General features: G+C 47.7%; 10 protein-coding genes. 4 read left to right on the top strand and 6 right to left on the bottom strand.

Annotation, left to right across the window (positions count from 1 at the left end; translation table 11 throughout):
- Positions 1–14: 14 nt before the first annotated feature.
- From BMW79_RS10750 to BMW79_RS10775, 6 genes are all read right to left on the bottom strand, one after another.
- A complete protein-coding gene (locus tag BMW79_RS10750) occupies positions 15–773 on the bottom strand; it encodes a DUF4843 domain-containing protein (protein WP_089894374.1) in 759 nt (252 codons plus the stop codon).
- 17 nt (positions 774–790) lie between these two features.
- The gene (locus tag BMW79_RS10755) at positions 791–2,206 is read right to left on the bottom strand and encodes a RagB/SusD family nutrient uptake outer membrane protein (protein WP_089894378.1); all 1,416 of its coding nucleotides are present in this window, start codon (positions 2,204–2,206) and stop codon (positions 791–793) included.
- 16 nt (positions 2,207–2,222) lie between these two features.
- The gene (locus BMW79_RS10760; protein WP_177192113.1) at positions 2,223–5,519 is read right to left on the bottom strand and encodes a SusC/RagA family TonB-linked outer membrane protein; all 3,297 of its coding nucleotides are present in this window, start codon (positions 5,517–5,519) and stop codon (positions 2,223–2,225) included.
- Positions 5,520–5,756: 237 nt separating this feature from the next.
- Positions 5,757–6,959, bottom strand: coding sequence for a FecR family protein (locus BMW79_RS10765; RefSeq protein WP_089894383.1), 1,203 nt, complete (start codon positions 6,957–6,959; stop codon positions 5,757–5,759).
- An 85-nt stretch (positions 6,960–7,044) separates the two neighbouring features.
- Complete coding sequence (locus BMW79_RS10770; RefSeq protein ID WP_089894387.1) at positions 7,045–7,641, bottom strand: RNA polymerase sigma factor; 597 nt, start codon at positions 7,639–7,641, stop codon at positions 7,045–7,047.
- Positions 7,642–7,839: 198 nt separating this feature from the next.
- Positions 7,840–8,226, bottom strand: coding sequence for a hypothetical protein (locus BMW79_RS10775; RefSeq protein WP_143059124.1), 387 nt, complete (start codon positions 8,224–8,226; stop codon positions 7,840–7,842).
- 221 nt (positions 8,227–8,447) lie between these two features.
- Here BMW79_RS10775 and BMW79_RS10780 point away from each other — a divergent pair, with 221 nt between their 5' ends.
- From BMW79_RS10780 to BMW79_RS10795, 4 genes are all read left to right on the top strand, one after another.
- The gene (locus BMW79_RS10780) at positions 8,448–9,017 is read left to right on the top strand and encodes an RNA polymerase sigma factor (RefSeq protein ID WP_089894392.1); all 570 of its coding nucleotides are present in this window, start codon (positions 8,448–8,450) and stop codon (positions 9,015–9,017) included.
- A 66-nt stretch (positions 9,018–9,083) separates the two neighbouring features.
- On the top strand, positions 9,084–10,247 hold the full coding sequence (locus BMW79_RS10785) for a FecR family protein (protein ID WP_089894395.1): 1,164 nt from the start codon (positions 9,084–9,086) through the stop codon (positions 10,245–10,247).
- A 182-nt stretch (positions 10,248–10,429) separates the two neighbouring features.
- Positions 10,430–13,975, top strand: coding sequence for a SusC/RagA family TonB-linked outer membrane protein (locus BMW79_RS10790; RefSeq protein ID WP_089894398.1), 3,546 nt, complete (start codon positions 10,430–10,432; stop codon positions 13,973–13,975).
- A 10-nt stretch (positions 13,976–13,985) separates the two neighbouring features.
- Positions 13,986–15,515, top strand: coding sequence for a RagB/SusD family nutrient uptake outer membrane protein (locus tag BMW79_RS10795; protein WP_089894402.1), 1,530 nt, complete (start codon positions 13,986–13,988; stop codon positions 15,513–15,515).
- Positions 15,516–15,522: the final 7 nt, after the last annotated feature.

A 15,522-nucleotide genomic window follows, 5' to 3' on the forward strand; every position in this document is an offset into this window, starting at 1 on the left:
AATCAGGAAATTGATTATTGATAACTCGGCGCCATAACCATGAGCGTTCCGTCTTCGTCGTATACCGGGGTGCCGGCATTCTGTTGATCTTTCAGGTACCGGCTCATGCTGATGGCCCAGAATGCGCAGCGGGCGTTCAGGTTGAGATCATAGATGCCATTAATCACATAGTCTAAAGGCATACCGGCCACCTGGTTGAGCAGGCGGAGTTTTTTCACACTGAAAGTGCCGAAGTAGGTGCTATAGACGCCTGACCAGAAGCTTCCCTGGTTGAGTACATCTGAAATATTGATCTTGAAAGACAGGGCGTTGACGCCGGGAGCGCTGGCGATGTCTTTGAGCGCTATCTGAAAATTATTGTTGGCGTTGAGATTCAGTCTGAGCGACAGGGTATTGGTTTGTAAATCTTTGGTGCGGATCAGCTTTATGGAAAAGCTATCCACCAGTTTACCTGCACTCAGTACAAATTTGTCTGGTAATACAAAGTTTACGCCTGGTTTCGCCGTACTGGAAGGATCTACCGTCACCACAAATTCGCGGTCATTGTTTACCGGCACGCCTGTGATGGTAAACGGAATTTTAACGATGCTGTCGGTAACGCTGAGCGGACTGTAAGCGAAGGAGAAGTCCATGGTATCCAGTCGTACGTTGTTGCGTTTATAGAAGAAATAAATATTATCAGGCGCATTATAGGTCATTAATTGCTGCTTTTTGCAGGCGGCAAAAACGCCGGCTATCGCGAACAATATCAATATGTATATCGGCTTTTTCATTTGTCAGGTTTTAATTGTTAACGCGGAGAAGTTTCCGAAAGTGGCAGTGGTACTACATATACCGGCACAACGGTGGCGGTGGCACTGGTGCCGCTGGGTACCCTGGCGGCGTTGGTGCGTTTGTAGTAGAAAAATAGCTGTCCTTCTCCCCAGAATTCTTTCTGGTATTCCTTTGCTATTTCGGTGGATACATTTGCAGAAGATGCCAGTATGGGTAAACCACGATGGGTTCTTACGGTATCGAGCAAAGGAATGGCCAGTGCGGCATCGGTTTCCGCCAGGATATAATACAGTTCTGTTTTCCGGACCAGGGGCTGCACAAAACGCCAGGTTTTGGCAGGATCCGGAATATCCTTGAATTTATCGAACGACAGGAAGCCATTGGGGCTGCTGTTGAACCAGTAGTTATACCGGTAGTCATTTTTATTCGACTCAAAGATTTTATCCACTCCATTCGTATTCACGGTCATTACCTGTGTTGCCAGCAGGGTAGAACTGAAGATGGCGTTGTAGGTGGTATACATATTCTGGTTGTAGGAACCGAAAAGGATTTCTGGTGAGTATACCCTGTCAGGCGTATTGGCGGAAGTGATGGCGGCGTTGCTGGTCCACGGGAACCATTTTTCTCCCTGTGTCAGTACTGCCTGTGCAGCGTCATGTGCGGCGGCGTTATTTCCGGCCCACAGGTAGGCACGTGCCATCAGTGCTTTTACCGCATAGTAGTTCAGTCGTTGGTTCCGGAAACCGCTGTAAAAGTCCTGGGTATTATTAATGCCCTGGGTAATGACCGGATCGGCCGACAGCAATTGTTCTGCCCTGGTAAAATCTGCCAGCACACTATCCATGATCTGGTTGGCAGGGAGGATAGGCTGAGAAAGCCCGTTGGCTGTTGAGTAGTATGGGATGGCAATAGCGGTGGGTGATGCACTGTATACCGGGCCGAAAAGCCGCAGCAGGTCCAGGTGTACCATTGCACGGATGGCCAGTGCTTCCCCTTTCATCTGGCTGGCATGTGCAGCCGTCAGGGTACCTTCTTTCACCATACGGTCCATCTGCGGAATAAACTCATTCGCATAGAGAATGGTGCCGTAGGCTTTTTGCCATAATTGATCAAATGTAGGCTGTACGAGGCTGTTGGTATAGTTGTACTGACGCAGGTAAGTATAGTTGCTGGTACCGCCCAGGCTGGGCGGGGAGTAACGCTGTCCCAGTATTTCGATGGTGATGGTACTTAAATTACTGCCATATAAATTGGCGTCTGCGAGGTAATTGTAGATACCGTTCAATGCCTGTTGTGCTGCCCGTTCGTTGGTAAATACCTGGTCGCTCGTAAAAGAAGACTCCGGCTGCACGCTGAGATATTTCTTGCATCCTGTCATCAGTACGCCGGCAGTAAAGGCTGCAGTTAATATCGTGATTGACTTTATATTCATGTCAGGAACTTTTTAATTAAAAGGAAGCATTAACACTGAAAGAGGCTGTTCTGGCGAACGGATAGCTGGTACCTCTTTCTGTTTTGATACTTTCCAGCCAGAAGATATTGTTCAGGTAGCAATTCATACTTAGCGACTGCATCTTTATTTTCCTGATCCATCCTTTGCTTACGCGGTAGCCGAGGTTGAAGGATTCTCCGTTGAAATAGTTATCCTTTTCCACAAACCTGGACGACATCGGTGTGCTTGTGGTAGACGAGATCGCTTTGAACTGGCTGACATCACCGGGCTTCTGCCAGCGGTCATAAAGTGCGCGTTTGTCCTGGTTGTCGAGCAGGTTAGCCACATTTTCTACTTTCGTATATACGGCGCTGTTCAGTTTATATCCGCCCATGCTGTACCGGATGGCGGCGCCGAACAGGAAGTTTTTATAATTGAAGCTGGTGTTGATCACGCCCTGGATGGTGGGTCTGGTATTACCTACTCTTACTACCTGTGTGGGATCGTAGTTGAAGGTGAGCGAGCCATCTTTTTTCTGGAAGATTTCGCTTCCGGTGGCGGGGTCAATACCTCTTGATACTACGGCCCAGATATCATCCGGACTATAGCCATCTGCATACCTGGTGAGGCTGTTCAATGCGGCTTTGCCACCCCGGTTGCTTAAGCTGTCGCTTTTATTGTTCAGCAGGGCGAGGGAGTTGCCAAGTCCGCCGTAAGTACTTTTGTAAGCACTACCGGTTACGCCTATTGTCCACACGATATTCTTTTTCATGTTGTAAACAGGGGAGAAGCGGACATTGAATTCCCAGCCGTTGGTATTGAGATGACCGAGATTGATCACATAGTTGGAATTAACGCCGGCAGAGGAAGGCAGGGTACCGCTGGTACCGATGGCCATCGGATCGGTGAGTTTGGTGAAGTAGTCGACCGTACCACTGATCCGGCTATGAAAAAATCCGAAGTCGATACCATAACTTTCCTGGCGTGTTTTCTGCCATTCCAGGTTTGGGTTGCCGAGTGAAAGCATATTCAGTCCCTGTCCGAAATTGTTTTGTCCCTGTTGAAAAGAGAAGGTAGATACGGAGGTGAACTGGCCGAGATTTTCGTTGCCCGTAATACCGATGTTGCCTCTTATTTTCAGGAGACTGATCCAGCGTACTTCTTTCAGGAAGTTTTCGCGGTGCAGGTTCCAGCCGATACCACCGGAAGCAAAAGGTTTGAAGAGTTTATTGGAGCCGAATACGGAGGCGCCATCGAGGCGGTAGGTAGCATCCACCATGAAGCGGTTATCATATACATAGTTCACACTACCGAGGAAACCAACACTACGGGAGGTGGTAGTGAGCGCACTGGGGCGGCTGAAAGGTGTATACTGGAAAGCATAGGAAGGATTACCATTGGTGCCGTAGGGAAACCCTACTGCGGTGAATCCGGTACTCTCCGACCTGTTCTGCTGCATTTCCGTACGTCCGTTGGCGTTAATCTGGTGTTTTCCGGTCACTTTGGCCCAGGTAAGCATGAGGTTCATGCTGTAGGAAGTATTGGAGGTATGGGAGTTGGCATAGCTTCCTTTCTGCATGGCATCGGCGCCGTTGAACTGCGTGTTATCCGGCGGTATGAAAGTGATTTGATCTGAGGTGCCTTTTGCCAGTTGTAAGCCGCCTTGTATCCGGAAGTTGTTGTTGATCGTATAAATAGCCGCTACGTTATCATAGAAATTGAAATTGGGCGATTTATTGATACTGAACAGCGAGGCGTTATACAGTGGGTTTACCAGAGTGAGGCCGGTAGTGTCCAGGTATTTGGGAATGCTGCCGTCGTTGAGTCTTTTCAGGTAATACGGGCTGGCATTTACAAAGTCGGAGAAGTTGCCATAGGGGGAGGCCACGCCGTTTCCGCCGGATACGTTCATCTGGTTGGATACATTGATGCGGCTTTTGCGGTAGGTGAGATTGAAATTTCCGTTCCAGGCATTCCTGGAAGAGCCTTTCATGACGCCTTCCTGTGTGCCGTAAGAGGCGCCGGCGCTGAACATGAGATCGTTGTTTCCGCCGCTCAGCTGCATAGAGTGACGGTTGTTGAATCCCAGTCGCACCGGTTCACTGAGCCAGTAGGTATTCACGCCGGATTGTACGGCGGTCATTCTGGTGGCATAGCGTTGATCAGTATTCCATTGATCGTTTGGTTGCACGTATACGCCGGACAGTCTTTCAAATTCGAGCTTTTCTGCGGCGTTCATCATGTTATAGCTTCTCAGGTCGGGCATATCGAGGGAGAGATCTGCCGTATAGCTGACGCGTAACTGGCCGGCTACGGGGCGTTTGGTCTCTACCACTACCACACCATTCGATGCCTTGGCGCCATACAGGGCCGTGGAAGCTGCATCTTTCAGGATGGTAACAGAAGCCACACGATTCATGTCGAGGTCGTAAATGGCCTGTAAGGTACTTTCAAAGCCATCCAGGATAAAGAGCGGCTGATTGGGATCGGAACTGAACTGGCTGTTCAGGTCAGTATTGCTGACGCTGGTGCGTCCCCTGATTTCAAAGGAGGGCAGGGCGTTCGGATTGGAGCCCTGGGCGTTGTTGGGCACCTGTACAAAAGAAGGATCCAGTGTTTTCAGGCTTTCCAGGATATTCCTGTTGCCGATGGTTTTTAACTGGTCGCCGGTGAATACGGAAGCGGAGCCGGTGAAATCTTCTTTTCTGCGGGTGAACATACCGTTACGTATTTCCACATGTCCGAGTTCTGTTATTTTTCTTCTGAGCCTGGCGGCAAATTGGGTCTGGTTTGATTTTACGCTCACTTCTTCATTTTCAAATCCCAGGCTGCTGATGACGACGGTAAAGGGAGGGGATACATTTTCGAGGGTGACCATTCCTTTCTCGTTGGTGAGGGCGCCGCGTCTGCCGCCTTTGATAGCCACGGTGGCGCCTGGAACGGGGTATCCATCTTCCGACATCACGTTACCTGCCACGTTGGTCAGGTTGGCTGGTGGTGTATCCGCTGCCGGTTTACTGCGTGCGAAAAAGATGATATTCTGTCCATCCAGCCGGTAGTTCAGTGGCTGGCCGTCCATTACTTTCCGGAGGAAGTCTGCCAGCGTCATGTTGGTGGCTTTGATGGTAACGGGTTTGGTATCCTTTAGCAGGTTGTCGTTACCGAATACCGTATAGTTTGTCTGTTTTTTTATTTCCGCAAAAACTGTTTTCAGCGATGCTTCTTTTGCCGACCAGGTGATGGTTTGTGCGCCGGCCTGTTGTGTCCATCCCAGTAATGCTATTACCAGCAGTATGGCGAAGCGTTTCATCATTGGTTGAAATTTGTCCGGATTCCCTAAACGTTTGCGTAGGTACGGCAATAATTCGGCCCCGGCCTTCAGCCGGTTCACGGGAGGAATCATGTCCATTTACATAGCTTTTAAAAGCCGCCACTTTCTTTTCAGTGATGGCGGAGGTTCAGTTGATAAAAAAGGATACCTGCGTCCCCGCGGAGGACATATGTTCTCGAGATACTTTCCGTAAAAAAATGGATGTGGCGGATACCGGTATTATGGTAACACAATAAGTTTGTTGCCTTCTACTCTAAAATGCACGCCAGAATCGCTCAGAGCCGCTATAATGCCCGATAGATTCAAATCCCTGCGCAGTTCACCATAAAATGATACATCAGGTATAGCACCTTCGTACACGACCTCTATGTTGTACCATCTTTCCAGTTGCTGCATCACTTCTTCCAAACGCATATTTTCAAAATTGAAAAAGCCGTTTTTCCAGGCAACTACCTGGTTGATATTCACATTGTTGATCACATTGATGGAGGCGCCAACCTGGGCCTGTTGTCCCGGGCGTAAGGTGGCTTTCTGTGCGCCTTTACTTACCCGTACCGCTCCTTCGAGCAAGGTGGTTTTTATCTGCTGAGATCCGCTGCCATAGGCATTTACATCGAAATGTGTGCCCAGTACTTCTACTTCGGCGCGGTGATCTACGTCTACGATGAATGGCATTTCCGCCTGTTGGGCAACTTCAAAGTATACCTCTCCTGTTACGCTTACTTTACGTTGGTGGTCGTAAAAATAGTTAGGATAACGGATAGAACTACCCGCATTCATCCATACTTTGGTGCCGTCTGGTAAGGTTAGTTGAAACTGCCTGCCATTGGGCGTATTAACGGTATTATACACTACTGATCCCTGTGCCGCATTGGATGCATCATAACTGAGTTCCCCTTTTTTCAGGGTGAGCTTTGTACCGTTTTGTGAAGCAATTTCGCCATGCTTCACGGTATCGAGTACCAGTTGACTGCCATCTGCCAGGGTCAGGATAGCGCCCTGTTGTCCGGGGGGCATATCCAGCTTTGGTGTGGCAGACTGTGCAAGCCCGTTGCTCCGTGTAGCAGGATGGTTTTTAATAAAGGTGTAGGTGCCTGCTGTAATGAGTAAAGCTGCTGCAGCGGCGGCGGCCCAGTACCACCTGCGTTTTGCATGAATGGAAACCACCTGTTGCTGCGTGTTTCCGGAGCCGGTGATTTTGTCGGCCGATAAAATGGCGGCCAGGTGCTGACGGACAACAGGATCATCTTCCCGGATCTCCATGACCGGCAGGTTTTCCTGTAACCAGGCGTCCACGCCGGTTTCGGCGAGTGTAGTTTCGTCTTCTGTCTGCAATAATTCCAGTAATGCCGCTTTTTCCTCCGGCGTAATGGTTTTATTGACAAAACGATCTATTAAATATGTCAGTTGTTCATGCTTCATGTAAAAGAGAAACTAGTCCGGGTGCCTGTTCCAGGCGTCCTGTAATAATAAGATGCCTTCAAAAAGAAGTAGTACTATCAAATCGTTAAATTATTTTTAAAAGCACGATTACCGTCAGTGGTCCATACCCGGCGGCGACCAGGTGCTCCCGGATCATTTTCATTACCAGGAACAAAACATTTTTTACCGTTTGGGTAGACAGGGAAAGCTTTTCAGCGATTTCGGCAATTTTTAAGCCTTCATTCCGGCTTAGTTCATAAATCATTCGCCGTTGAGGAGAAAGATTGCTGACCACCGCACCGATGTGTTTCCGGATGTCTTCCAGGTGTGCGGCATCTGTAGGTAATTCCTGTGAGTGATCGGCGTGCAGGGTATCGGAATACCTGTTCAGACGGGCTTCGTAGCTGAGTTTTTTCCGGAGGCCCATGAGGTATTCGCGGTAGGCCACTTTATAGATCCAGGCATGGATGTTTTCAATTTCCGGCAAAGTTTCCCGGTTGAGCCAGACCTTTAAAAAAGCCTGCTGGAGGATATCATCTGCATCTACCTGGTCGCCCATATATTTCCCGACAATGGGTTTAAGGCGTCCATAATAATGCCGGTACAACGCTTCAAAGGCTTTTTCATCACCCTCCGAAATCCGCATCAGCAGCTCTTGTTCATTATGTAATTCGTTATTCAACGTATCAACTGATATTAGGCATAAACATTAAAAAGTGCGGCCATGTTCTTAAATAAAAACGGCATATGTTCTTTTTGTAATTGGTGTATATACGCTGGTGTATGATAATGGTTGCTGATGCCTAAATATAGGAATAGTAAATGATCCAAACAAAGAATGCAGGAGCGGAGGCCCCGCCGGAACGATGGAAGTCTTGTACTACAACCGTTTCCGGTAGGTAATGAAATAATAGGTCAGCGGTAGCAGGAAAGATATAAACACCACCGCCCATAGCCTTATTTCCTGTATGTCAAAAGAAGTGAGGCCTATGGCTATCCATACCGACAAAGGGAGGAAAAAAAACGATAAGCCGGAAAGCACGGCATTATTTCTTACGGTGTCCAACCTGTTGATAAAAATGGTGAGCGTGCACAGCGACATGATAAATGAACAAAATATTATCATAATATGTGCTAATCCGTAAAAGTCGCTTTTCCTGGCCTTCGGTGTCAGTTCTACTGCTTCCAGCCAGATAAGGGAGACGACGATGCTACAGATCAGGGTGGAGAGGAAAGTTTTGAAGACAATGTTTCTTAATGGACGCATATACAGTGGATAAGTTAACAGGAACAAAGGTAATCTGACTGACATTTATTTACACAGATAATTTTTCCTGGCAGATACGTTTTTTATTTTCCGTGCGGTGCTGATCATGGTTTGTCATAATACGATCTTTTCACTGCATTGCACTATCTCCCAAAAAAATCTTTTAAACATCTGAAAGAAAACAGATTATCTTTAGGGGACCAACCATTGTATCTATTATTATGTCCCAGTATGATATATACACAGATGAGCAATTGATTGCGCTGCTGAATGGCAGTGACGAAGCTGCTTTTACTGAAATCTATGATCGCTACTGGAACCAGCTTTATAAATCCGCCTGCCGCAAACAGGCAGATAAGGAGCAAGCCAAAGAAATTGTACACGATGTATTCCTGGATATATGGAAACGCCGGGAATCCTTAACCATCAGTCATTTACCTGCTTACCTGGAACAGGCCGTACGTTTCAGGTTAATCAATTATATCAACCGTAATAAGGTGCCGGCCTTTTTCGATTTATTCGAAACATTGCTCTTTTCCCCCTATGAGGCCGACCAGCTTTTAAAACAAAAGGATTTTGTAAAGCTGCTGGAAGGGTGGATAGACACCCTGCCGGAAACACAGCGCAGGATCTTTATCCAGTATTACCTGAAAGAACTGTCCGTAAAGGAAATAGCGGTGGAGATGAACCTTTCTCCCAAAACCGTCCAGAATAATTTAAGTCTTTCTCTCCGTCATTTGCGTACCCGCTTTGGTACTATCCTCACCATTTTGCATGTTTTTATAGGCTAAGAAAAAAAATATGGATTTTCCCGGGAAGATGCGTCCTTTTTTGTGACTATAGTAAAAAGGCGTTTTATGCAGCTTTCTGACTGGCACCAGAAATATTTGCTATCCATACTCAAGAAATACGAGGCAGGGCAGGCGAGCCCGGCTGAAGTGCGCTTTGTTGAAATGTATATGGATAGCCTGGATGATCTCAATAAAGAGGTACACAGTGGTGTGGACACCAGGGAGTTGCAGGCCGAAATAAAAGAACGGCTGTTGAAAAACATTCATCAGCCGGAGGAGAAAAGTCCGGAAATACCTGTTGTGAAAATAGTGCAGCAGCGCCCGCGTTCATCAAGGACGTGGATGGCAGCAGCAGCCATTTTTTTACTGTTGGCCGGTGCAGGCATGTATTGGTGGATGGAACACAGCAGCAACGTTGTTTCCCCGGTACTGGCCGCGAAACAGGACATTGCTCCGGGCAGCAATGGAGCGGTGCTGCATTTGTCGGATGGCAGTACCCTGGAGCTGGACAGTGCCGGCAACGGCACCGTGGCGGTACAGGGACAAGTGAAAGTGATAAAGGAAAACGGGATGATCAAATATGAGGGAAGCGCAAAGGAGACATTGTATAATGAGGTGACCACCGCCAATGGCAAACAGTGGCGGATGGTATTGCCCGATGGTAGCAATGTGTGGCTGAATGCAGCCAGTTCTATCAGGTATCCGCTCAGCTTTAACGGCAAAGAACGGGTAGTGGATATTACCGGTGAAGTGTATTTTGAAGTAGTGCATAACGACAAGCAACCTTTTAAAGTGCGTGCCGGCAAACAGGTGATTGAAGATATCGGTACCGCTTTTAACGTGAATGCCTATAGCGACGAACCTGTGCTGAAAACGACACTGATAGAAGGATTAATAAGAATTAACGGTACGCTCATGAAGCCCGGTGAACAGGCACAGACCAACGCCGGTCAGGAGCAGGTAACCGTAAGCAAAGTGGACAATGCCGCCGACGCCATGGCCTGGGTAAACGGGCAGCTATCATTGGAAAGTAACAACCTGCAGGCGTTGCTGAGAAAAATTGCACGATGGTATAATGTAGACATAAAAGTAGAGGGAGTACTACCGGAAACCGGCTTTATAGGTATGATAGACCGGAATGTATATTTATCTGATGTATTAAAAGCATTAACTGTTTACGGCGTGAACGCACGCCTGGAAAACCGGACACTGATCGTTTCCGCCAGGTAATTTTATTTATCAACCAAAAACTACTTCATATGACAACAGGATAGTTGTTAGGCCACCGGTATGCCTGTAAAAAAAGGCCGGAAGTGATTACGACTCACCCCCGGCTTGTTATTCAGGGTACCTTATCAACCAAATCTGCTAAAGGACTTCGTTTTCAAAAACCACCCGAACAAATCAAATTTATGAAACTTATTGGGAATGCCCCTGCGGGCAGGGGCGAATTATTGTCTCTTTTAATCTGGAAGATCATGCGGTTGACTATATTATTACTCATCGTCGCACTGCATCTGAGCGCTAAAACCTACTCTCAGTACATTACTATCAAAAAGGAAAACCTGACGATCAAGTATGTTCTTGGTGAAATAAAAAACCAGACCGGCTATTCCTTTATAGCCGATAATACTTTGCTGGAGAATAATATGGTACGTCATCTCGAACTGAAAAACGTTACCATGAGAGAAGCGCTGGATGCATGTTTCAATGGATTGCCTTACACTTATAGTATAGAAGATCACCTGATCGTTATCAGGCGCACACCAAGAACTATTTTCCCCTCCTTACCGCTGGAAATGCTGGCAGCGAGTATTATCCGTGGCCGTATTACCGACGAAAGCGGGAAAGCGCTGGCAGGTGTGAGCGTACGTGTGGAAGGACGTGCCATGGGTACCATTACCAATGAGAATGGAGAGTTTACACTTACAGGAGTAGCTGAAAACGCGGTATTAACCATTGGAAGCGTAGGCTATGAAACCCGTAGAATAAAACCGGAAGGCAAAACTTTTCTCAACATTTCTTTAAAAACAAAAACCAACCTGCTGGAGTCCGTGTCAGTAGTATCAACAGGCTATCAGACCATCTCAAAAGAACGCGCAACCGGTTCATTTGATGTGATCAGCAAATCGCAGCTCGAAAAACCAGCGGTGAATATTGCCCAACGCCTCATTGGTACTACCGCCGGCATGCAGGCAAAACTGGATGTAGACGGAAACCCTACTTTTGAAATCAGGGGAAAAACCAGTTTATATGCCAGCGCTGCGCCACTGGTGGTAGTAGATGGTTTTCCGCTCCAGGGCGATTTCAATTCGGTGAACCCTAACGATATAGAAAGCATCACCATCCTGAAGGATGCAGCGGCTGCCTCTATCTGGGGCGCACGCTCGGCCAACGGGGTGATTGTTGTTACCACCAAAAAATCAGCGCGCGGCGTTCCGCTTCGTGTGGAAGTAAATGCGTTTACCCGTATAGGTAGTAAATTCGACCTGGATTATGTAAATCCGCTGGCATCTTCTGCGGAGACGGTAGAATACGAGAAACTCACTTTTAACCGCTGGGGCGCCCAGGTTAATTCCGGTGACCTGGTTTCCAACTATGGAAAACAATGGTCGCAGGCCAGTATAGCGTTGAGTGAAAACTATCTCGGTTACCTGTCGAATGCCGACCGCGATGCCGTGCTGGAGAAACTGAAAACCCAGGATAACCGCTCCCAGATTTCAAAGCACCTGCTGGCAAATCCACTGGATCAGCAGTACAACCTGACCCTCTATGGAGGTACCCAACGGATGAGCAATGTGCTGTCGCTTTTATTCGGGAAAAAACAATCGAACTTTAAAGGGACAGAAGCCAATAACTACCTGTTTAATTACCGCACCAATGCCAGTGTATTTAAATGGCTGGACTTCAACGCCACTGCCATGGTACAGTACAATGATGCGCGTAACAACGGGGTATCACTGAGCGATATCCAGGGATTATCACCCTATGATATGCTGCTGAACCCCGATGGCTCCTATACCAATATCAGTCAGTATTACTGGCCTATACTTACCCGGTCGGTACCGATGAATAAATTTCCTTATGCCGACTGGAGCTACAACCCGATCCAGGAAGTAGCCAACCGGGATATCACCGCCAAACAGTTGAATGCCCGCATTCAGGCAGGGCTCACTTTCCGCCTGATGAAGGGGTTGTCGTTCGACAGTAAAATCCAGTATGAACTGTTTAATACCTTTAACCGTGGCTTGTATAACGACCAGACGTTTTATGTGAGAAGCAGGGTAAATACGGCTGCCAGCTGGAATCAGACTACGGGCGTTATCACGCCTAACCTGTCGAAAGGCAGCATCCTGACACAAAGCCGGAGCAAAACAGAATCGTATAATTTGCGGAACCAGTTGAATTTCAACCGCAGGTTCGGAAAACAGCATGAAATAAATGTGATTGCCGGTTCTGAGATTACCAACTTCGTTTCACAGACTTTTGGTAATCCTACTACCTATGGGTATAACGACCAGACCCTTACACTGGGCACCTTTCCTAACGGGCCCGGGGGTACGTTTTTCCCTATCAAAAACTGGCTCGGTAATAACCAGACATTTGCTTATTCCAATACCTTCACTTACCTGACTGACCGGTATTTTTCGCTGTATGCCAATGGCGCCTATACTTTCGCGAACAAATACACAGTGTCGGGAAGCTATCGTACCGATGCGTCCAACCTGATCACAGATGATCCGCAATATCGTTACGCGCCGTTCTGGTCGGCCGGTTTAGCCTGGCAGATACAGAAAGAACGTTTTATGTCGGGCATTTCCTGGATCGACTGGCTGAATGTACGACTGACCTACGGCTTTAATGGCAACGTAGACAGATCTACCGCTTTCCGTCCGCTGATCTCCACTACGGCTACGCCGGATCTGTATACGCAGGACTTTAAGGCATCTGTGTCCAGTTATGGTAATCCTACCTTGCGCTGGGAAAAAACGGGCACCTGGAATATCGGCGCCGACTATGCACTTTTTAATAATCAGCTGCACGGTAAAGTGGATGTGTACAATAAAATGGGAAGAGATCTGATCGCGGTATTGTCTATTCCTGCCGTGAATGGTACCACCTCCCAGCGGTTAAATAATGCAGAGATGAACAACCGTGGCATTGAGCTCACGGTAGGTACTAATCTCCGTATCAAAGGCAACGACATTGTATGGAGAGGAGACGTGAATTTTGCCTACAACAGGAATAAGATCACCAAGCTGTTTGTGGCTAACTATGCCGCCTCTACGCTTTATTCAGGTGGTAGCGGTGCCTACGTGGAAGGGAAAAATGCCAATACCCTCTGGAGCTTCGACTATGCAGGCGTGTACAATAAACAGCCTTATGTAAAGGGAGCCGGTAAAGATAAGTATGATTTCACCGGCTGGACGCCCGGCGACGGCCGCGATTATATGCTGGACATGGGCACACAGGTAGCGCCCTATACACTCGGCATGGTGAACTCCTTCAAGCTGTATGATTTTGATGTATCATTTATTGTGACGGGTAAATTCGGGCATGTGTTTAACCGCATGTCGTTTAATTATCCCGTACTCTGGGGATCCAGGGTGCTGCCGAATAATAAGCTGGGCGAAGTAATGAAAGGCGATCCTATGAAGATCGTACCGTTGCCCCAGAATGATGATGAACCTAAATTCTATTTCTGGGACCGCTTTTATCCCTACATGAGTTACCTGGCTGAAAATGCTTCGCATATACGCATGCAGGAAGTAAATGTTACCTATAACCTGAAACGCAGGCTGGCGTCGGCGCTGCACATCGGCGGACTGCAATTGTATGCGCAGGGCAACGACTTGTTTACCATTCTTGCCAACAACACCGGCGAAGATCCGGAATACCCGCTGGGAGGAATGAAACCGCAGCCCAAATTTACGTTCGGACTTAAATTAACGCTTTAAATCTGCCATCATGTTGATCAATAAAATATACCGCTTGTTGCCGGGCATGGCCATATTGACTTTCATTACTTCCTGTGATAAATACCTGGATCAGCAGCCCAGTAAAACTTCATCGCTGGTAGTAACTACTACCGCGCAATTAAGTGCGCTGCTGAATAATTATAACACCTTTTACCAGGAGGGCAACAGAACAGCTATTTACAGCACCGATGATGCAGATCTTCCCCTGGACCTGTATAATGCGCGTCCTTCCACATTCTCCATGGCACAGGTAGAATTTACCTTATGGGATATCAATTATCTGCCGGACGATGGCCGTGAATCTTTTTGGAGTGGAGAATACAGGAAGATCTTCAATGCCAACATGGCCCTTTCCTATGCAGATAAAGTAACAGGGACCGATGAAGAAAAGGCGGTGATAAAGGCAGATGCGCACTTTATAAGGGCCTATAGTTACTGGGAACTCGCCAATACCTATTGTTTGCCTTACACGGCCGCCAATAAGCAGGAAACCGGTTTGCCTTTAAAAGTGGGTACCGGCTTTGAAGAGCCGGTAGTGCGTCAGCCATTGGAGAAAGTATACGAGCTGATAGAATCAGACCTGGCCGAAGCGCTGAAAACACCTGTTATTTTATCGGCCACCGGAACACCCCGCCACTGGCGGGCCAGCAAAGCAGGCGTGAACGGTTTTGCCGCCCGCTATTACCTGAACCGGAATAACTACACAGAGGCACTCAAGTATGCCAACGCCGCTTTAGCAGAGTACAGCCAGCTGGTGGATTACAACACAGAAATGAAATATGGTATTGATGGGAAGGTGACGATCAATGCAGGTACCCCCACAGCTCAAACGGTGACCATCAAATACCCGTATACCCACAATAATCAGTCTGATATGACAGATATGATTGGCTGGAAGGAATTCCTGTACTTCAGGATGCTGTATCATGAGTCCTGGTGGTATATCCCCAGCAAGGCATTGCTGGATCTGTATGATCATGATCACGACCTGCGTTATGAGTATCATATCGTGGAAGACTACTCCTACGACCGTGGCCTGATCAAACCGGCGTATAGCTACCCGGGATACATTTTCTTTTATAAAGACAGGATCCCTTCCGGTCCTACCGTTGCTGAAATGTTGCTGATCAAGGCAGAATGCCTGGCGCGTAATGGTAGCGTGAGCGAGGCACTGACTGCCGTGAACACGTTGCGGGCAAAACGCCTGAAACCCGGTCCCTGGGTAAACCTGGTAGCTGCCGGTAAAGATGCTGTTATCAAAGTAATCCTGGAAGAGCGCCGTCGTGAATTGCCTTTTACACAACGCTGGTTCGACATCAGGCGGTTTAATAATAATGAGGATCCAAATGATGATGTAGTGCTCACGAGGAACTTCTACTCCTATACCAGTTCACAGGTATCCTCCGGGGAGCCCGCGAAAACGTACACCCTGCCGAAGAACAGCCGTCGTTTTGCCGCACCGCTTCCCCGCACGGAAATTATCTCCAGTAACGGTTTAATTGAACAAAATAAATACTAAACACGCA

The organism is Chitinophaga arvensicola (genome assembly GCF_900110835.1).
GTDB lineage: Bacteria > Bacteroidota > Bacteroidia > Chitinophagales > Chitinophagaceae > Chitinophaga > Chitinophaga arvensicola.

What these genes read in the sequence shown, in the direction of transcription:
- BMW79_RS10750 (WP_089894374.1), bottom strand. Translation starts at nt 773, where the DNA reads ATGAAAAAGCCGATATACATATTGATATTGTTCGCGATAGCCGGCGTT.
- BMW79_RS10755 (WP_089894378.1), bottom strand. Translation starts at nt 2,206, where the DNA reads ATGAATATAAAGTCAATCACGATATTAACTGCAGCCTTTACTGCCGGC.
- BMW79_RS10760 (WP_177192113.1), bottom strand. Translation starts at nt 5,519, where the DNA reads ATGATGAAACGCTTCGCCATACTGCTGGTAATAGCATTACTGGGATGG.
- BMW79_RS10765 (WP_089894383.1), bottom strand. Translation starts at nt 6,959, where the DNA reads ATGAAGCATGAACAACTGACATATTTAATAGATCGTTTTGTCAATAAA.
- BMW79_RS10775 (WP_143059124.1), bottom strand. Translation starts at nt 8,226, where the DNA reads ATGCGTCCATTAAGAAACATTGTCTTCAAAACTTTCCTCTCCACCCTG.
- BMW79_RS10780 (WP_089894392.1), top strand. Translation starts at nt 8,448, where the DNA reads ATGTCCCAGTATGATATATACACAGATGAGCAATTGATTGCGCTGCTG.
- BMW79_RS10785 (WP_089894395.1), top strand. Translation starts at nt 9,084, where the DNA reads ATGCAGCTTTCTGACTGGCACCAGAAATATTTGCTATCCATACTCAAG.
- BMW79_RS10790 (WP_089894398.1), top strand. Translation starts at nt 10,430, where the DNA reads ATGAAACTTATTGGGAATGCCCCTGCGGGCAGGGGCGAATTATTGTCT.
- BMW79_RS10795 (WP_089894402.1), top strand. Translation starts at nt 13,986, where the DNA reads ATGTTGATCAATAAAATATACCGCTTGTTGCCGGGCATGGCCATATTG.